At 55.2% G+C, this 18,716-nt stretch carries 21 protein-coding genes; 5 read left to right on the top strand and 16 right to left on the bottom strand.

Features of this window, described 5'->3' with window-relative positions:
* Positions 1-17 precede the first annotated feature (17 nt).
* The 8 genes from SIK97_RS24995 to SIK97_RS25030 all read right to left on the bottom strand — a co-directional run bounded on the left by SIK97_RS24995 (position 18) and on the right by SIK97_RS25030 (position 6,470).
* Positions 18-1,319 (bottom strand): TRAP transporter large permease, encoded by a 1,302-nt coding sequence (locus SIK97_RS24995; RefSeq protein WP_004105725.1) that lies wholly within the window; start codon positions 1,317-1,319, stop codon positions 18-20.
* Positions 1,319-1,822 carry a TRAP transporter small permease gene (locus SIK97_RS25000; protein ID WP_014226842.1) on the bottom strand — a complete coding sequence of 168 codons (504 nt, stop codon included), beginning with the start codon at positions 1,820-1,822 and terminating at the stop codon, positions 1,319-1,321. Before SIK97_RS25000 ends, SIK97_RS24995 begins: the two co-directional genes overlap by 1 nt.
* A 46-nt stretch (positions 1,823-1,868) precedes the next feature.
* Entirely contained in the window at positions 1,869-2,855 is a 987-nt protein-coding gene (locus SIK97_RS25005) for a TRAP transporter substrate-binding protein (protein WP_014839537.1), read from the bottom strand.
* 304 nt (positions 2,856-3,159) lie between these two features.
* The gene (gene hemW, locus SIK97_RS25010) at positions 3,160-4,296 is read right to left on the bottom strand and encodes a radical SAM family heme chaperone HemW (protein WP_032751248.1); all 1,137 of its coding nucleotides are present in this window, start codon (positions 4,294-4,296) and stop codon (positions 3,160-3,162) included.
* The gene (locus SIK97_RS25015) at positions 4,289-4,882 is read right to left on the bottom strand and encodes an XTP/dITP diphosphatase (RefSeq protein WP_004854157.1); all 594 of its coding nucleotides are present in this window, start codon (positions 4,880-4,882) and stop codon (positions 4,289-4,291) included. Before SIK97_RS25015 ends, hemW begins: the two co-directional genes overlap by 8 nt.
* 12 nt (positions 4,883-4,894) lie before the next feature.
* On the bottom strand, positions 4,895-5,185 hold the full coding sequence (gene yggU, locus SIK97_RS25020) for a DUF167 family protein YggU (RefSeq protein WP_004854155.1): 291 nt from the start codon (positions 5,183-5,185) through the stop codon (positions 4,895-4,897).
* On the bottom strand, positions 5,182-5,748 hold the full coding sequence (locus SIK97_RS25025) for a YggT family protein (RefSeq protein WP_004105714.1): 567 nt from the start codon (positions 5,746-5,748) through the stop codon (positions 5,182-5,184). Before SIK97_RS25025 ends, yggU begins: the two co-directional genes overlap by 4 nt.
* A gap of 17 nt (positions 5,749-5,765) precedes the next feature.
* Positions 5,766-6,470 (bottom strand): YggS family pyridoxal phosphate-dependent enzyme, encoded by a 705-nt coding sequence (locus SIK97_RS25030; protein WP_025105939.1) that lies wholly within the window; start codon positions 6,468-6,470, stop codon positions 5,766-5,768.
* A gap of 16 nt (positions 6,471-6,486) precedes the next feature.
* Here SIK97_RS25030 and SIK97_RS25035 point away from each other — a divergent pair, with 16 nt between their 5' ends.
* Positions 6,487-7,467 (top strand): type IV pilus twitching motility protein PilT, encoded by a 981-nt coding sequence (locus SIK97_RS25035; protein WP_032751245.1) that lies wholly within the window; start codon positions 6,487-6,489, stop codon positions 7,465-7,467.
* Positions 7,468-7,815: 348 nt separating this feature from the next.
* A complete protein-coding gene (locus SIK97_RS25040; protein WP_014226837.1) occupies positions 7,816-8,469 on the top strand; it encodes a LuxR C-terminal-related transcriptional regulator in 654 nt (217 codons plus the stop codon).
* 55 nt (positions 8,470-8,524) lie between these two features.
* On the opposite strand, the gene ruvX is transcribed toward SIK97_RS25040, so the two are convergent.
* The 8 genes from ruvX to metK all read right to left on the bottom strand — a co-directional run bounded on the left by ruvX (position 8,525) and on the right by metK (position 15,776).
* Positions 8,525-8,941 (bottom strand): Holliday junction resolvase RuvX, encoded by a 417-nt coding sequence (gene ruvX / locus SIK97_RS25045; protein WP_014226836.1) that lies wholly within the window; start codon positions 8,939-8,941, stop codon positions 8,525-8,527.
* Complete coding sequence (locus tag SIK97_RS25050) at positions 8,941-9,504, bottom strand: YqgE/AlgH family protein (protein ID WP_014226835.1); 564 nt, start codon at positions 9,502-9,504, stop codon at positions 8,941-8,943. Before SIK97_RS25050 ends, ruvX begins: the two co-directional genes overlap by 1 nt.
* A 176-nt stretch (positions 9,505-9,680) precedes the next feature.
* Positions 9,681-10,628, bottom strand: a complete 948-nt coding sequence (gene gshB / locus SIK97_RS25055) for a glutathione synthase (protein ID WP_014226834.1) — start codon at positions 10,626-10,628, stop codon at positions 9,681-9,683.
* 20 nt (positions 10,629-10,648) lie between these two features.
* Positions 10,649-11,380: a 16S rRNA (uracil(1498)-N(3))-methyltransferase gene (rsmE, locus tag SIK97_RS25060; protein WP_057173132.1), complete on the bottom strand. Its 732-nt coding sequence runs from the start codon at positions 11,378-11,380 to the stop codon at positions 10,649-10,651.
* A gap of 91 nt (positions 11,381-11,471) precedes the next feature.
* Positions 11,472-12,179 carry a deoxyribonuclease I gene (endA, locus tag SIK97_RS25065; protein ID WP_014226832.1) on the bottom strand — a complete coding sequence of 236 codons (708 nt, stop codon included), beginning with the start codon at positions 12,177-12,179 and terminating at the stop codon, positions 11,472-11,474.
* 94 nt (positions 12,180-12,273) lie between these two features.
* The gene (locus SIK97_RS25070; RefSeq protein ID WP_024274713.1) at positions 12,274-12,774 is read right to left on the bottom strand and encodes a SprT family zinc-dependent metalloprotease; all 501 of its coding nucleotides are present in this window, start codon (positions 12,772-12,774) and stop codon (positions 12,274-12,276) included.
* 75 nt (positions 12,775-12,849) lie between these two features.
* Entirely contained in the window at positions 12,850-14,244 is a 1,395-nt protein-coding gene (locus SIK97_RS25075; RefSeq protein WP_004854145.1) for a sugar porter family MFS transporter, read from the bottom strand.
* A gap of 377 nt (positions 14,245-14,621) precedes the next feature.
* A complete protein-coding gene (gene metK, locus SIK97_RS25080) occupies positions 14,622-15,776 on the bottom strand; it encodes a methionine adenosyltransferase (protein ID WP_014226830.1) in 1,155 nt (384 codons plus the stop codon).
* A 467-nt stretch (positions 15,777-16,243) separates the two neighbouring features.
* On the opposite strand from metK, the gene SIK97_RS25085 reads away from it, so the two are divergent.
* The 3 genes from SIK97_RS25085 to speA all read left to right on the top strand — a co-directional run bounded on the left by SIK97_RS25085 (position 16,244) and on the right by speA (position 18,595).
* Complete coding sequence (locus SIK97_RS25085; protein ID WP_155774231.1) at positions 16,244-16,393, top strand: hypothetical protein; 150 nt, start codon at positions 16,244-16,246, stop codon at positions 16,391-16,393.
* Positions 16,394-16,478: 85 nt separating this feature from the next.
* On the top strand, positions 16,479-16,610 hold the full coding sequence (gene yqgB, locus SIK97_RS25090; RefSeq protein WP_075210876.1) for an acid stress response protein YqgB: 132 nt from the start codon (positions 16,479-16,481) through the stop codon (positions 16,608-16,610).
* 8 nt (positions 16,611-16,618) lie between these two features.
* The gene (gene speA / locus SIK97_RS25095; RefSeq protein ID WP_071957372.1) at positions 16,619-18,595 is read left to right on the top strand and encodes a biosynthetic arginine decarboxylase; all 1,977 of its coding nucleotides are present in this window, start codon (positions 16,619-16,621) and stop codon (positions 18,593-18,595) included.
* Positions 18,596-18,716: the final 121 nt, after the last annotated feature.

The following is an 18,716-nucleotide window of genomic DNA, read 5'->3' on the forward strand; positions in this document are numbered from 1 at the left end:
CGATTATGGTCAGTCGATCACATCAGCCCCAGCAGCTGCGGAATAAACAGCGAGATCTGCGGGATATAGACAATCATCATCAGCGCGATCAGCAGGGCGGCGTAGAACGGTAGCAGCGGTTTGATGAGCTGCTGAATTTTAACGCCGGAAATGGAGCAGCCAACGAACAGCGCGCTGCCTACCGGCGGCGTCAGCAGACCGATGCACAGGTTGGCGACCATCATGATGCCGAAATGCACCGGGTCCATCCCTAAATCCTGAGCGATGGGCAGGAATATCGGCGTGAAAATCAGCACTGCCGGGGTCATGTCCATAAAGATCCCAACGATTAACAGCACGATATTAATCAGCAGCAGTATCACCACCGGGTTTTCTGACACCCCCATTAGCGCATCGCTTATCATGTAGGGAATGTCGGCGTTGGTCATCGCCCACGACATGCCGACGGAAAAGCCGATCAGCAGCAGCACGATAGAGGTCATCACCACCGATTCAAGGATCAGCTTCGGCAGATCGCGCCATTTCACTTCCCGATAAATGAGCACCGACAGGATAAAGGTGTAGACCACGGCGATAGCCGACGCTTCGGTAGCGGTAAAAATGCCGCCGAGGATCCCGCCCATCACAATAATCACCAGCAGCAGGCTGGGCAGGGCGTCGAAAAACGCTTTTGCCGCCTGGGCGCAGGTGGGGCGTTCAGAAACCGGATAGCCGCGACGTTTAGCAATGACGGCACAGACCACCATAATAGCCAGGCCCATCAGAATGCCCGGCAGATAGCCGGCCATAAACAGCGACGCGACCGACACGCCGCCCGCCGTCAGGGAAAAGACGATCAGCACGTTTGACGGCGGAATAAGCAGGCCCGTGATGCACGACGAGACGTTCACCGCCGTGGAGAAAGCCGGATCGTAGCCTTTCTGCGTCTGAATGGGGTTCAGCGTGCCCCCTACCGCGGCGGCGGCGGCGACCGCCGAGCCTGAAATCGAGCCGAACATCATGTTTGCCAGCACGTTGACGTGGCCCAGAGAGCCCGGTACGCGTCCGACCATCACCTGAGCCAGATTGATTAAGCGTATGGCAATCCCGCCGCTATTCATCAGCGTACCGGCAAAGATAAAGAATGGAATCGCCAGCAGGGCGAAGTTATCGAGGCCGTTCGCCAGGCGCTGTGAAACGGTAATCACCGCGATATCCCACGGGAACATCAGCAGCATTGAACCGACGGTGGCGATGCCGATGGAGAAGGAGATAGGTACGCCAATAAAAACCAGAATAAAGAAAGAGCCAAATAGCATCAGTGCGATATAGCTGTCCATCAATTTGCCCCCGCTTCAGCGTGCTTCATGTTTTTTAGCCCATTGCTGACAAAACATACTGCGTAAAACATCATAATGAGGCCGGTTAACGGCAGGATCAGATAGACGTAGCCCATGGGGATCTGCATTGCCGCTGAGACCTGGGAGGTCGACAGCGTTTTTTCAATCAGCTTCACGCCGCCGGTCACAATCACCGATCCGGCAAAAATAAAGATCAGCAGATTAATGATGACGCTGAGCAGCGCCTGCCTGCGGGGAGGGAGCGTCATCGCCAGTAAGTCGATAGCCAGATGACGCTGGGCGCCGACGGTATATGCCGCACCCAGTAGCCCGACCCAGATCATCAAAAAGCGCGCCAGCTCGTCGGTCAGGGTGCTGGGCTGGTTGAGTACGTAGCGGCTGAACACCTGCCAGACGACGCAAACAACCAGCGCAATCATAACGGCGACGGAGAATGCGGCGATCGTGCGGTCCACCGCCAGCTTTATGCGGTTAAGTATCATCATTGTTTTCCCGATGAAAGCGAGCCAGCGGCTGGCCCGCTAAGTGTTATTCGGCGGCAGCTTCAAATTTGGCCAGCAGGGCGGCCTGCTTCGGATCTTTTTTGAACTCATCAAACAGCGGCTGCACGGCGGCGCGGAACGGCGCTTTATCCACTTTGATAATTTCGCCGCCCATGGCTTTGGCCTGCGCGCGGGTGTCGGCATCGATCTTGTCCCACAGTTTTTGCTGATACGCTTCGGAAGCTTTCGCCGCCTTGATCAGGATTTGCTGCTGATCCGGCGTCAGTTTGTCCCAGGTTTTACTGGAGATAACGAGGAAATCCGGGATGGAGGCATGTTCATCTTCTGAGAACACTTTCGCGATTTCGATATGGCGCGTTTGCACCCAGGAAGGCACGTTGTTCTCCGCGCCGTCCACCACGCCCTGCTGCATGGCGGTATAAACTTCACCAAAGGAAATAGGGGTTGGCGAACCGCCCATTAATTCGACCATTTTTAAGGTTGTCGGGCTGGCCTGGACGCGGATCTTCAATCCTTTTAAATCTTCCGGTTTAGTGATGGGCTTTTTGGCGTAAAAACTGCGGGTCCCGGCAACATAGGCGGAAAGCGCAAAGAATCCTTTATCTTTCGTGGACTCCATAATTTCCTTGCCCACGTCACCAAAGACGACTTTATTGAAGTGATTCTGATCTTTAAACAGGAACGGTAAATTATATATCGCGTAGACGTTATCGAATGATTCCAGATCGCTGGCGGAACCTTTGGTCATATCCAGCGCGCCGTTTTGTAATAGCTCCATCGTTTCGCGCGCGCTGCCCATCTGGCTACTGGGATATATACGAATCTTCATATCACCGTTGGAAAGTTGGTTAACCTCTTTGGACATCGCCTCAAAGGCCTGATGGACAACGTGGCTACGTTCGAGGTTATGTGCCAGTTTTAACGTGACTTTTTCAGCTGCGCTGGCGCCGGAAGCGAGCAGGGCAAGCAGAGATACACACGCCAGAGAACGAGAAAAAGAGAGTTTTTTCATGAGTCGGCTCCATGCACTTAGGGTAATTGGTCAATATCTTAAAGGGTATTCCTTGTTTCTGTATGACATATTATCCTTGTTGTCGTACATCTTTAAGCTGTCTGACTCACACTTTTTCGCAATCAGGCGATCAAATACGTATTTTTGTGCGGTAGGTTATATTTATTTTTAATAAATGAATGTGAATTTATTTTTATTGGAAATGTTGAATTGAGATGATTCGGAAATAGCGATATTGATATTTCGGAAAAAACGAATAATTAATTATCCCGTTATTTTTATAACGGGATAAGCATAGCGAGGTTTATTCGCTGAGGAATAATTCGAGAAGGGAGTTCAAAAAGAGCTTACCGTGCTCGGTAATCTGCCAGCAGCGCTCATCTTCCGTCAGATAGCCCTCAGCAATGGCGGCATCGATTTGCGGACGGATTGTACGCTCATCAAGCCCGGTGTAGCGGCTGAATTCATCTCGCGGCGCCGCTTCCAGCAGGCGGAAACGGTTCATAAAGAACTCGAACGGCTTATCCGCATCTTCCACATCATGCTGGCGCTCCAGATAACGGCCTTCCATATAGCCGCGCGGGTGGCGGGTTTTCGCCGTCCGCAGAATGCGCCCGTCCGGGAAGGTCACTTTGCCGTGCGCGCCGCAGCCAATGCCCAGGTAGTCGCCAAAGCGCCAGTAGTTCAGGTTATGCTGGCACTGATACCCCGGCTTAGCGTAGGCGGAGGTTTCATATTGTTGATAGCCCGCCGCGCTGAGCAGGCTGTGCCCCTGCTCATAAATATCCCACAGCGCGTCGTCGTCCGGCAGGGTCGGCGGACGCGAGCCAAACAGGGTGTTTGGCTCAATGGTCAGCTGATACCAGGAGAGATGCGGCGGATTGAGCGCAATCGCCTGACGCAGGTCGTCCAGCGCCTCTTCCAGAGACTGATCCGGCAGACCGTGCATTAAATCGAGGTTAAAGCTGCGCAGTCCCAGACCGCTTGCCAGGTTTGCCGCGCGTTTGGCTTCCTGCGGCCCGTGGATGCGCCCGAGACGCTGGAGCTTCTGTTCGCTAAAGCTCTGTACGCCGATGGAGATGCGATTAATACCTGCGCGCTGATACTCGACAAAACGGTCCGCTTCTACGGTGCCGGGGTTGGCTTCCATCGTGATTTCCGCGTTGCCCGCCAGGGGAAGAGCTTCCCGCACGCCGTCGAGCAGGGTTTGCATCGCCGGGCCTGAGAGCAGGCTCGGCGTACCGCCGCCGATGAAAATAGTCCCGATTTCACGTCCCTGCGCATAGTGGGCGTCGGCCCGCAGATCGTTCAGCAGATGCTGAACGTAGTCGTCGTGCGGTACCTCGCCCTTCAACGCATGCGAGTTGAAATCGCAGTACGGGCATTTTTGCACGCACCACGGGATGTGAATATAGAGGCTCAGGGGCGGCAAATTAGCCATTACGTAAGGCTTCCAGTAACAGTTTGAGCGCGCGTCCGCGGTGGGAAATGGCGCTCTTTTCTTCACGGCTCAGCTCCGCTGCGGTTTTACCTTCCGTCGGAACAAAGAATATCGGGTCGTAACCAAAGCCGCCGCTGCCTGCGGCTTCGCGAGCGATGATGCCCGGCCAGCTGCCGTGGCAAACCAGCGGGGTGGGATCTTCCGCATGGCGCAGATAGACCAGCACGCAGTGGAATTGCGCCTGGCGCCGATCGTCAGGCACGTCGCGCAGCGCGTCGAGCAGCTTTTCGAGATTGCGCTGGTCGGTCGCGTCTTCGCCGGAATAGCGGGCGGAATAGATGCCGGGCGCGCCGCCTAACGCATCAACGGCCAGACCTGAGTCATCGGCGATGGCCGGGAGGCCGGTAATCTGCGCGGCATGACGCGCTTTCAGAATGGCGTTTTCGATAAAGGTCAGGCCGGTTTCCTCTGCGGAATCCACGCCCAGTTCGGTTTGCGCCACGATATCGAGGCCAAAATCTGCCAGCAGCGAGGCCAGCTCGCGCACTTTCCCGGGATTGCCGGTGGCGAGAACAACTTTTTGCATATGAGATCCTGTTTATTCTTTCAGGGCGGCGACCCCATCGGGGATCTGCTGCGGATGAATGATTTTTATCTGTTTGTGGCGGCCCAGTTCGCCTTTCTCAATAAGCACCTGGCTTTTCGCTACGCGAAACTGTTTGGCGAGGAATTTTACCAGATGGGCGTTGGCCTGGCCGTCAACGGGAGGCGCGGTAATGGCGACTTTAAGCTCGTCGCCATGTAAACCAACGATGCTGTCGCGGCTGGCCTTAGGCTGAATATACAGCCGTAAGACCAACCCATCAGCGCAGGCTTCGACGGCACTCATAGCGCCATCCACAGCCCCGGAAGCAGAACGTTGCCGGTAGCCTGCAACAGTTCGGCGATACCCATGTTGATCACGTACAGCAGCAGAACCAGCACCATCGGCGAGAAATCAATGCCGCCCATCGATGGCAGCAGTCTGCGGATCGGACGCAGCAGCGGATCGGCCAACTGCATCAGGACATATTCCACCGGGCTGCGTCCCTGGCTTACCCAGCTCATGATTGCCATGAGCAGGAGAACCCAGAATATCAGCGAGCCGACGGTTTTAATGAGGATCAGCAGCGCGGAGATCCAGATAATCGGCTGGAAGGTGACGACCATAAACAGCACGATAGCTTTCACGACGCAGAGAATAAAGGCGACCAGCAGGGAGGCGCTGTCGAGCGGCCCCATCGCCGGGATAATGCGGCGCAGCGGCCCAACGACAGGCTGCGTAGCCTTGACCACGAACTGCGAAAACGGGTTATAAAAGTCGCAGCGCGCCCACTGCATCCAGACGCGTAACAACACGACCATTGTGTAAAGCTCAATGACCGTTGAGAGCAGGAAAGTCAACGTCTTCATGGCGTTCCTCAGATTCCTTATTTTTTGCTGTAGTCGCGCGCGCCGAAAATTGCGGTTCCGATGCGCACCATAGTGCTTCCCGCCGCGATGGCGGCTTCCATATCATCCGACATTCCCAGCGACAACGTATCGACGGTAGGGTAGTGCGTTTTTAGCCGCGCAAATGCTACCGCCATTTGTTGGGCGACGGCAAACTGCCTTACATATTCTGACTCTGGCGCGGGAATGGCCATTAAACCGCGCAGCTGCAGATTCGGCAGTTTCGCGATCTCTGCCGCCAGCGCGTCCAGCTCGTCAACGGGAATGCCCGACTTGCTCTGCTCATCGCTAATATTTATTTGAATCAGTACGTTAAGCGGCGGCATTTGCGCAGGTCGCTGTTCGCTAAGGCGCATGGCGATCTTCAGGCGATCGACGGTATGGCACCAGTCAAAATGCTCGGCCACCAGACGGCTTTTATTGGACTGCAGCGGCCCTATAAAGTGCCACTGTAGCCCGGTTGCGCCCTTTTCCTGAAAGTAGCGGATTTTCTCCACCCCTTCCTGAACATAATTTTCGCCAAACGCGACCTGGCCTGCGGCCATCGCTTCTTCGATAGCGCCCGCAGGTTTCGTTTTACTGACTGCAAGCAATGTAACTTCTTCTGGAGCACGGCCGCAGCGTGCGGCAGCGGCTGAGATTTTGTCCCGGACCTGTGCCAGGTTATGCGCAATATCGTTCATATACCGAGGATGAGTTATGGAACTGGAAGAAATAGTGGCCCTTAGTGTAAAGCATAACGTCTCCGATCTACACCTGTGCAATGCTTCAACGCCGCGCTGGCGTCGCCAGGGCAAGCTTGAGCCCGCGCCGTTTACCTCTCCGGATATTGGCAAGATACTCGCTGATTGGCTCAACGCCGAGCAGCTCGCCCAGTGGCAGGCCTGCGGACAGGTCGATTTCGCGCTGGCTCCGGCCGGCGGACCGCGCCTGCGCGCCAGCGCATTTGTCCACAACCGCGGTCTGTCGCTGGCCCTGCGTCTGCTGGCGGAAACCTGTCCGCAGCTGGCGGATCTCGGCGCGCCGGCCGCCTTAACGGAGCTGCTCAATGAGGAGAGCGGGCTTATCCTGGTCACGGGCGCCACCGGTAGCGGGAAATCCACCACCCTGGCGGCGATGGTGGGCTATCTTAATCAGCGCCTCAATGGCCATATCCTGACGCTGGAAGATCCGGTTGAGTTTATTCACCGCAGCGAGCGCTGCCTGATCCAGCAGCGGGAAATCGGTCGCCACTGCCCCTCATTTGCCGCGGCCCTGCGCGCTGCGCTGCGTCAGGATCCGGATGTCATTCTGCTAGGGGAACTGCGTGACAGCGAAACGATCCGCCTGGCATTGACCGCGGCGGAGACCGGACATCTGGTTATGGCGACGCTGCATACGCGCGGCGCGGCACAGGCGGTTGAAAGGCTGGTGGATGTTTTTCCCGCTCAGGAGAAAGAGCAGGTTCGTAGCCAGCTGGCGGGAAGTTTATGCGCGGTGCTGGCACAAAAATTGTTTCCGGATACTGCTGGCGGAAGAGTTGCGCTATACGAGATTTTGGTTAATACCCCGGCGGTGGCGAATTTGATCCGCGAGGGGAAAACGCATCAGCTGCCCGGCGTGATGCAAACCGGGCAGCAATTCGGGATGCAAACTTTTACGCAAAGCTTTCAGCAACGTACGGCTGCGGGTCTTTTATAGCTGCATCTTTTATATTCAGACATCATACCAATGGCTTGTTATGATAATGTTTTATTAATGTTTGGTATCATTATTTTATATTACAAATAAGTACCTAAAATTAAGCCGAATAATGCACGCTATGAAAAACGAATTGACATAAACCTCCCATAACCAGGAAAAAAGTTTGATAATCTTTTGACTCTCTTAAGGCATTCGATTTATGCTGTTTACAGGGATAGGAAAATTCCCATGGAATAATGTTTCAAGGTGTAAGTTTGGTTTGAATTTATAAATACACCAGCGATCGTATTCTTGTTAATTCATTTAACCGCTATGAAGGCGGGAATCAACTAAGGAGAGTTTTAAGTGATTAATTTATCTGAGAATTCGGCTTTTTCTCACCAGGTTACTTTTATTACTCACCCCTCTATTCAAAGCAAAGCATTCGCAACCTGGCTGGCTGAGAAGTTATCTGCATCAGTCGTTCTGCAAAATATTAACAAACCCCTCGCGCAGCGTCTTTTGAAAGATTCTGTAATATTATTTGATATTGCAGTTTCAAATAAAAAGTTGAATAGCGTATGGCGTGACATTATTCGTCTGCAGGCGGATAACCCCCGTTTATTGATTATCAATAGCGCGCAAAAGTATGAGCTCTACGAAATGGCGCAGTGGCCAGCGCTGTACGGCGTTTTCCGTCATGACGATGATGAATCGCGCTTAATTGAGGGCGTTAAGGCTGTGCTGAACGGCGAACAGACGGCTGAATTGAGCGTGATGCACCCGGCGATGTATGCTGCGGATCATGTATCGGCGCCTGCGGAAAATTCACCGCTGACCGAGCGTGAATGTGAAATCCTGAATGAACTTCGCTGCGGGGCGACCAATCTGGATATTGCCCGCGCGCTGTTTATCAGTGAAAACACGGTGCGTACCCATCTGTACAATGTGTTCCGTAAGCTCAGCGTGAAGAACCGGACTCAGGCGGTCAGCTGGGCGAATGAACATCTGCGCCACTAAAAATGAAATCAGGCTGATGGCGCCTGCCGCTGCGGTAGGGCGCCATCATTGATGTTCAGAAACTTTGCTCGAAGTAGCTTTCCAGAATAATGACTGCAGAAGCGGAATCCACGCTGCCTTTATTGAGCGCCCGGAATCCACCGTGTTCGAATAGCCCGGCTCTGGCTTCAACCGTGCTCAGACGTTCATCATGCAGGGTTATTTGCACGCCGAAGCGGCCGTGGATTTTATTCGCGAAGTTGCGCGCGCGAGCGGTCAGGGGCTGTTCCGTACCGTCCATATTCAGCGGCAGGCCGACAATCACGGCTTCGGGCTGCCACTCTTTCAGCAGCTTTTCGATAATATTCCAGTCAGGCTTGCCGTCCTGCGCTTTCAACGCGGGCAGGGGGCGGGCAGTGCCTGTGATGCGCTGCCCTACGGCGACGCCAATGCTTTTGGTGCCAAAATCAAAGCCTAAAAAAGTGCCGCTCATTACGCATGCCCCGCTTCGGCTGGCATCGTCACGATATCGATGCCAATGAGCTTCGCAGCATCGCGCCAGCGGTCAGCTATCGGCGTGCTGAACAAAATATTCCGATCGGCCGGCGCGGTGAGCCAGGCGTTGTCCAGAATCTCTTGCTCCAGCTGGCCTTTCTCCCAGGAGGCATAGCCCAGCGCAACCAGCACGTTGTCCGGCTGTTTATCCGTACCCAGCGTTTCGAGCACGTCGCGGGAGGTGGTGATTACCGTGTTATCGGAAATACGAATGCTGGAAGAGAAGTCGGAAGGCGGCGAATGCAGTATAAAACCCCGATCCTCGGCCAGCGGGCCGCCAACCATCACCGGTTTATCCAGGCGAATCTCGGGATTGCGCGGTTCAGGCGTGATTTTTAACTTCTCCAGGATCCCTTCAACCTGCAGATTTTCCATCGGCTTATTGATGATGATGCCCATGGCACCGTCATCGTTGTACTCGCAGATATAGACTACGGAGCGACGGAACATCGGGTCCTGGAGAGCAGGCATGGCAATTAGAAAGTGATGCTGTAAATTCATTGTCAGAGGTTCTGTTCCTGGTTCAAAAAAGCAGCACCCAGTATGCGGGTAAAGCAAGGGAGTGTCGATTCACTTTATCTTGCAGGCTCAAGGCGCGTTGCCGGTATGAACCTGAGCGTGAATCTCCTGAGCTGGCTCCAGGCTACAGGCGCTGGCCTGCAGCCTGAATAAGCGCTTTATTTATTGAGGCGCTTCTCGATGGCATCCATCAGCATCCCGGTAATGGAAATCGGGAAGGCGGCTTCGATTTCACGTACGCAGGTGGGGCTGGTGACGTTAATTTCCGTCAGGCGATCGCCAATGATATCCAGACCGACGAAGATTAAGCCTTTGGCCTTCAGCGTCGGGCCCACGCGGCGGGCGATGGCCCAGTCGCTTTCGGTCAGCGGGCGCGCTTCGCCACGACCACCGGCCGCAAGGTTACCGCGGGTTTCGCCGCCCTGTGGGATACGGGCCAGGCAGTAAGGAACCGGCTCGCCGTCAACCACCAGCACGCGCTTATCGCCATCTTTAATGGCCGGCAGATAGTTCTGCGCCATGCAGTAGCGGCTGCCCAGCTCGGTTAGCGTTTCGGTAATCACGCCGAGGTTGGGGTCACCCTCTTTAACGCGGAAAATGGAGGTGCCGCCCATACCGTCCAGCGGTTTGAGAATGACATCGCCATGTTTTTCCCAGAAGGCTTTCAGCTGGGCTTTATTACGGGTGACCAGCGTTTCCGGGGTCAGCTCGGAGAACCAGGCGGTAAACAGCTTTTCGTTACAGTCGCGCAGGCTCTGCGGCTTATTGACGATCAGCGTGCCTTGCTCTTCGGCGCGTTCGAGGATGTAGGTCGCGTAGATAAATTCGGTATCGAACGGCGGATCTTTACGCATCAGAATGACGTCAAGGTCCGCCAGAGGCAGATCCTGTTCGCCGTTGAACGCGTACCATTTATCGTAGTTCTGCTCGACGCTCAGCTTACGCGTACGGGCGCGGGCTTCGCCGTTGATTAAGTACAGATCGTTCATCTCCATATAATGGAGTTCATAGCCGCGACGCTGCGCCTCCAGCAACATGGCGAAGCTGGTGTCTTTCTTAATGTTGATGGTTGCGATGGGGTCCATCACGATGCCGAGCTTAATCATTGTTCTTCTCCGTTAACGCTTCAACCTAAGTCGCCAAAACGCACCTGCAGGGCGGTAATGGCAGTGAGCGCAGTTGTCTCTGTACGCAGAACGCGCGGTCCCAACAGGATATCAGTAAACTGGTAGCGAGCGGTCATCGCTATCTCTTCCGCTGAAAGCCCGCCTTCCGGGCCAATCAGCAGCCGGATACGTTCGACCGGCAGCGGCAGCGTATTAATGCTGGCGCTGGCGCGAGGGTGCAAATTAAGCTTTAGACCCTCGTCCTGCTCCGCGCACCAGGCTTCGAGCTGCATTGCCGGGCGGATCTCCGGCACCACGTTGCGGCCGCTTTGCTCGCAGGCGGCAATAGCGATTTTTTGCCACTGCTGGATCTTCTTCTGCAAACGTTCGGCGTCCAGTTTAACGCCACAGCGCTCGGAAAACAGTGGCGTTATGAGGCTTACGCCAAGTTCGATCGATTTCTGGATGGTGAATTCCATTTTTTCGCCGCGGGACATCACCTGGCCTAAATGGATATGCAGCGGGGATTCACGGTTATCCATTTTGCAGCTCTGAACGTCAACCAGAACGTTTTTCTTACCTGCCTCGACAATGACCGCCTCGAAGACCTGATTGCTGCCGTCAAAAAGCTCAATTGTCTGGCCTTTGCCCATGCGTAAAACGCGACCGACGTGGTTGGCCGCGTCGTCGGAAAGAGCTATCTGGCTACCCGTGGTAATCGGTTCCGGGTGATGGATGCGAGGAATGCGCATGCTTGATATTCCGTTCTTTGCGCAGATATTCTCCTCCCCCATGACAGGGGAAGGAGTGAAGCTGCAAATTAACAATTGCCGCTAGTGTAGGTTAGCTCTTTTGCGCCTGGCAAGCCTGCAGGACGTAAGGATTATGGTTGCCCTGAACTTTTGCAATACGCGCGTCGCGTTCGCACTCCCAGGTTGTTACCGGATACAGCTTATCCCAGGCGGTAAACAGCTGGGTTTGCTGGCGGGAAAGATTGAGCTGGTAGCGGTCGCGCATATAGAAGTAGGTTCTGGCGATAGCGCCCCGGGCGCGAGCCGGCGGCTCGGCAACTTTATCTTTAAAATCAACCTTCATCGCGCACTGGCCGTACTGGCCTTCGCCACCGTTCCACTGGCTGTACATAAAGTTGGCGCGGTCGCCGTTGACCTCGCCGACCGCCGGCTGCAGGTTATGCATGTCGCTTTCCATCTTGCGGTATTCCGGATCTTTAGCGCAGTTTTTGCGCCCGCCGTCCTGCCAGCACTGACGCTGATGGCCAAACTGCCATGCGGGAACCACATGCTCCCACTCGACCCGGCTGGCGCGATTTTCATTTTTACGCACTTTATAGCCACAAGATTCCAGGTCGATAACCCCCTTTTTTCCCTGCCAGTTGATTTTACAGCCGCAGTAGAAATCGCCGGGGGCGTCGGCATTGACCTTGACCCCAGCGGTCTTGGCCTGAGAAAAACTGTTGATTCCTTCCGCTGCAAGCGGGGCGCATACCGCCGCGCTGAGAAACGCGGCAGCAAAAATATGAATACGGGACATCGTTAACTCCGTGTCAAAACGAGCCCGCAACGTATCGAATGTGATTGCCAGACGCAATCAGTCAGATCAGAAAATTTCCAGTTATTTCCGGAGATTACTTTTCCGCCACCAGAACATCTCCGCAGCGCACGCAGCGATAGGTGGCCTCCCCGCGCATCACGCGATTGTGGCGGCGGACGGTAAGCTGGTGCTGCTGGCACTGGCAGCGGTAGGGGAAGGTATTTTTACGCACTGAATCGAGTTCGAAACGATGGGTGCGCAGAGCCGGAACGCCCAGCACGCTTTCCATCATCCATTTCCACTCTTTGCCGTGCGGCGCCACGCGGCCAAAGTGCTTCCATACCAGCAGGTGGGCCAGCTCGTGCGGCACGACTTCATCAATAAACGCCTGCTGGTTTTCCAGCAGCAGCACCGGGTTAAGGCGGATTTCATTTTTCTCCAGCCAGGCGGTACCGGCGGAGGTTCCCCGCTGCTGATAAACCAGCACCGGTTCAGGGTAATGTCGTCCCAGCTTGAGGTTCGCTTTGGCAAGATTTTCCCGCAGGCTGCGCATAACGGCCTGTTGAAGGGCAATGGGAATTCGGGGTGTTTTCATAGCGCCAGAGGATAGTGCGGCGGGATGAGGAGAGCAAGAAGAAGCTTCCTCCCGGGAGGGAGGAAGCGGGTTAGTCTAGTCGCGCGCGCCGATTTCGCGCAGCTTACGGCCTTTCATCAGGTTACGTTCGATATGTTCCAGCGAAACGTTTTTGGTTTCCGGGATCAGCCACAGGGTCAGGAAGATGAACAGGATGTTCAGGCCGCCATAGACCCAGAAGGTGTTGGCGCTGCCCAGCGAGTTCAGCATGGTCAGGAAGGTCGCGCCGACGATCATGTTGGCAATCCAGTTGGTGGCCGTTGAGCAGGTGATACCGAAATCACGCCCTTTCAGCGGCTGGATTTCGGAGCACAGCACCCAAATCAGCGGGCCGGCGCTCATCGCAAAGCCAACGATAAACATCAGCAGCATCAGGACGGCAAAGTACTGCGCCGTGGCGGAGTGGATGCCGATATGCATCATGCTGCCCAGTACGCCCATGCCGAGCGCCATAACGATAAAGCCGAGGATCAGCGTCGGCTTACGGCCCCAGCGGTCAACCAGTCCGATGGCGATAAAGGTCGCCAGAACGTTGGTCAGCCCCACGATGACGGTTCCCCACATCTGTTCGGTGGTGTTGGTATAGCCCGCCAGTTCAAAAATCTTCGGCGCGTAGTACATGATGACGTTCATACCGGTGAACTGTTGCATCACCTGCAGCAGGACGCCGAGGAATACCGCACGGCGGAAGTTGCTGTTTTCTTTAAACAGCGACCAGCCGGACTGTTTTACCTTCAGGCTTTCGCGGATCTCATCCAGCTCGCGTTTCGCTTCAGCGCTGGTGTCGCGCAGGCGCAGCAGGACGCGTTCGGCGTCGACAAAGCGGCGCTTAGCGGCAAACCAGCGCGGGCTGTCAGGCAGGAAAACCACGCCAATCAGCAACAGCACCGCCGGGATAATAATCACCCCGAGCATCCAGCGCCAGGCGCCGCTGTAGCTGAATGCCGTATCGGAAAGATAGGCGCCGAGAATACCAATGGTAATCATCAGTTGATACATCGAAATCATGCTGCCGCGGATTTTTTCCGGGGCGATTTCAGACAGATACAGCGGGGCGGTGTAGGAGGCGACGCCCACGGCCAGGCCGAGCAGCACGCGGGAGAGCAGCAGCACTTCCACGTTCGGTGCGGCGGCGGAGAACAGCGAGCCGGCAACGAACAGGATGGCGCCAATCATCAGGCTTTTTTTACGCCCGAGTTTGAAGGAGAGCCAGCCGCTGCCCACCGCGCCGACGGCGGCGCCGAACATCATGGAGCTGACCACCCACTCCTGAGTGTGGGCGCTTATCTGGAACTCGTTGGCAATGAAGGGTAAGGCACCCGCAATAACACCGATATCAAGGCCGAACAGCAGGCCAGCCAGTGCGGCGAGGAAACAGACAAAGAACGTCATCGTCTTGTTGGAACGCCCTTGTTTTTTGTTGTCAGGCATAACGCCCTCCGGTTGAGTTATTGATCTTGTCGATGCGTAGGGTAGGTAAATACGTCGTAAAAAAATGTGATAGTAATCACGGCTGTGTAATCGGTTACACTAGAGTAAAGAAACGTAATGACTATAAACGCATTTAAATCAGTATATTAATTAAGTTTAGCTCAAGAAATTAAAAGCGCTAATCGGACTTTACTGAAATATTGTGTAACAAAGTGAAGTCTTATTACATTTTGCATGCAATAACGGAAAAGGTTTGCTCTGCATATGATGTAATCGCTTCCATAAAAGGGAGTTGCAGGCGGTATGCCGGGCGACTGAGGGGCGTAAAATAAAAAGGCCAGCGCGAGGCTGGCCTTGAAAGCGAGGAGAGCGGCGTCTTATTTCAGACCGGACGCTTCGCGCAACTGGGCCGCTTTGTCGGTTTTTTCCCACGGGAAATGCTCGCGGCCAAAGTGGCCGTATGCCGCCGTCTCTTTGTAGATCGGGTGCAGCAGATCCAGCATCTGAATCAGGCCATACGGACGCAGGTCAAAGAACTCGCGCACCAGCAGGGTCAGCTGCTCAGAAGGCACTTTTTCGGTACCGAAGGTTTCAACCATGATTGAAGTTGGCTCCGCCACGCCGATGGCGTAGGAAACCTGGATTTCGCAACGATCGGCCAGGCCAGCGGCAACGATGTTTTTCGCCACATAGCGCGCCGCATAGGCCGCAGAACGGTCCACTTTAGACGGATCTTTACCGGAGAACGCGCCGCCGCCGTGACGAGCCATACCGCCGTAGGTATCAACGATGATTTTGCGCCCGGTCAGGCCGCAGTCGCCCATGGGGCCGCCGATAACAAAACGGCCGGTTGGGTTGATAAAGAATTTGGTCGCGCTATTCAGCCACTCGGTCGGCAGAACCGGTTTGATGATCTCTTCCATCACCGCTTCCTGCAGCGATTTCTGATCGATGCTTTCGGCGTGCTGTGTGGAGAGAACGACCGCATCAATACCGACAACTTTGCCGTCGTCGTACTGGAAGGTGACCTGGCTTTTCGCATCCGGGCGCAGCCACGGCAGGGTGCCGTTTTTACGCACTTCAGCCTGACGCTGCACCAGACGGTGCGCATAGGTGATCGGCGCCGGCATCAGCACGTCGGTTTCGTTAGTGGCGTAGCCAAACATCAGGCCCTGGTCGCCCGCGCCCTGTTCCAGCGGATCGGCACGGTCAACGCCCTGGTTGATGTCCGGAGACTGTTTACCGATGGCGCTCAGCACCGCGCAGGAGTTGGCGTCAAAGCCCATATCGGAATGCACGTAGCCAATTTCACGGACCGTGTTGCGGGTGATCTCTTCGATATCAACCCATGCGCTGGTGGTGATTTCACCACCGACCAGAACCATACCGGTTTTGACGTAGGTTTCACATGCTACGCGCGCTTTCGGATCCTGTTCGAGGATCGCATCCAGCACGGCGTCGGAGATTTGGTCAGCAATTTTGTCGGGATGCCCTTCTGATACGGACTCTGACGTAAAGAGGTGTTTTGCCATGTTTTATTTCACCTGTGGACGATTCGGGTAGCTCATACTGTTGTGTAGAATGGCTTTGACGGATGACTCTACCAAAGCTTGCAGGTAGTGACACGAGCAGTCTGAGTGTTAATCAGTATAGATGGATTAACTTCTGGACGGCTATTTTAGGGCAGTTCTTGACCCCATTTCCAGCCTTTTTTGATATTCGTCGCATTTATAGAAAAAGGGCAGTGGCAATTTTTCCTGACAATGCCCGGCAACGCGCATATTTTTATTTTGCTTTTTACCCCGCTTCTCGGTATAAAACGCCGCGCGCGGCTCATTAAAACAGCGCACGAGCACTCACCTCGTGACGCCACTTCCAGCCGGGTTAAGCAGTCTCTATTGACAGAGTCCCACAGCGGTGTTTTCGCTGGCTGTCCGGAACCTATAGCTTTGGCTTGTCGCTGGCCCGACTCGGGGCAGTGTGGAGGTGATACCAGATAATGAACCCACGTTTTTCGCCTGATTCGTCGCGTCGTTCCGTCGCGCGTCACTACTCCTCAATCCGCATCTCTCTCATGCAAACCAGCCGATGTTCTACCCATCTCGGCGCTTCTCAGGATTCCCGGGCCGGCAGGCTGCTGGAAAACTGAACAAGGGCGCTCTTGCGATAGCAAGGGTTTTCTCGTGGTTTCTCCGGACTGTCATACTCCGTTCGGGTACGTGTTTTACGATGATATGAATAAGAAACCGGTCGCTCAGCCGCAAGACCAGCACTATCTACTGGGATTTCGGACTGTTTATGGGTTGTTATCGCTTCTTCGGATTGCGATAGTAGTCAACTGTTTTACACTTGTTACTAAAATTTGAGGTTCGCTATGTCTGACGACATGTCTTTATCTTCGCCTTCGTCAGCAGGCGATCACGGTGTACTACGTTCCATGCAGGAGGTTGCGATGAGCTCCCAGGAAGCCAGCAAGATGCTACGTACTTACAATATTGCCTGGTGGGGTAATAACTACTACGACGTTAACGAACTGGGCCATATTAGCGTCTGCCCGGATCCTGACGTCCCGGAAGCGCGCGTTGACCTTGCCGAGCTGGTGAAAGCGCGTGAAGCTCAGGGGCAGCGCCTGCCTGCGCTGTTCTGCTTCCCGCAGATTTTGCAGCACCGCCTGCGTTCGATTAACGCCGCCTTTAAACGCGCGCGCGAATCTTATGGCTATAACGGTGACTACTTTCTGGTTTATCCGATCAAGGTTAACCAGCATCGCCGCGTGATTGAATCGCTGATCCACTCCGGCGAGCCGCTGGGCCTGGAAGCTGGCTCCAAGGCCGAGCTGATGGCGGTACTGGCGCACGCCGGTATGACCCGCAGCGTGATTGTCTGTAACGGTTATAAAGACCGTGAATATATCCGCCTGGCGCTGGTGGGCGAAAAGATGGGCCACAAGGTCTATCTGGTCATCGAGAAAATGTCCGAAATCGCCATCGTGCTGGAAGAGGCCGAGCGGCTGAACGTGGTGCCGCGTCTCGGCGTGCGCGCGCGTCTGGCTTCGCAGGGCTCCGGTAAGTGGCAGTCCTCCGGCGGCGAAAAATCCAAATTTGGCCTCGCGGCGACCCAGGTTCTGCAGCTGGTTGAAATTCTGCGCTCAGCCGGGCATCTGGACAGCCTGCAGCTGCTGCACTTCCACCTTGGCTCGCAGATGGCCAATATTCGCGATATCGCCACCGGCGTACGTGAATCGGCGCGTTTCTACGTCGAGCTGCATAAGCTGGGCGTGAATATTCAGTGCTTCGACGTTGGCGGCGGTCTCGGCGTCGACTATGAAGGGACCCGTTCGCAGTCCGACTGCTCGGTGAACTACGGCCTGAACGAATACGCCAACAACATCATCTGGGCGATTGGCGATGCCTGTGAAGAGAACGGCCTGCCGCACCCGACGGTGATCACCGAATCCGGCCGCGCGGTCACGGCGCACCACACCGTGCTGGTATCGAATATTATCGGCGTTGAGCGTAACGAATATACCGAGGCGACCCCGCCCGCGGAAGACGCCGCGCGTCCGCTGCAAAGCATGTGGGAAACCTGGCAGGAGATGCAGGAAACCGGCAATCGCCGCTCGCTGCGCGAATGGCTGCACGACAGCCAGATGGATCTGCACGATATTCATATCGGCTACTCCTCCGGCACCTTTAATCTTCAGGAGCGCGCCTGGGCCGAGCAGCTGTATCTCAATATGTGCCATGAAGTGCAGAAACAGCTCGATCCCAGCAACCGCGCGCATCGTCCGATTATCGACGAACTGCAGGAGCGTATGGCGGATAAGATCTACGTCAACTTCTCCCTGTTCCAGTCGATGCCGGACGCCTGGGGTATCGATCAGCTATTCCCGGTGATGCCGCTGGAAGGGCTGAATATGGTGCCGGAACGCCGCGCGGTGCTGCTGGATATCACCTGCGACTCCGACGGCGCGATTGACCACTATGTGGATGGCGACGGTATTGCGACCACCATGCCGATGCCGGAATACGATCCGGATAACCCGCCGATGCTGGGCTTCTTTATGGTAGGCGCCTACCAGGAGATCCTCGGCAATATGCACAACCTGTTCGGCGATACGGAAGCCGTCGACGTGTTTGTCTTCCCTGACGGCAGCGTCGAAGTGGAGCTGTCTGATGAAGGGGATACCGTCGCGGATATGCTGCAGTACGTGCAGCTCGATCCGAACACGCTGTTGACCCAGTTCCGCGATCAGGTGAAAAAGACCGATCTCGACGCTGACCTGCAGCAGCAGTTCCTTGAAGAGTTCGAGGCCGGTTTATACGGCTACACTTATCTGGAAGACGAGTGATCTATGCCCTCTCCGTAGCGGAGAGGGAAGAGGGAGAGAGAGGCCTGGTTCGCCACTTGCCAGACTCACTTGAACGCGTAGACATTTACGGCGATAATTCGGCCAACTAAGCAGTAAACTC

Source organism: Klebsiella sp. JN_Kp126 (assembly GCF_033843325.1).
Lineage (GTDB): Bacteria > Pseudomonadota > Gammaproteobacteria > Enterobacterales > Enterobacteriaceae > Klebsiella > Klebsiella michiganensis.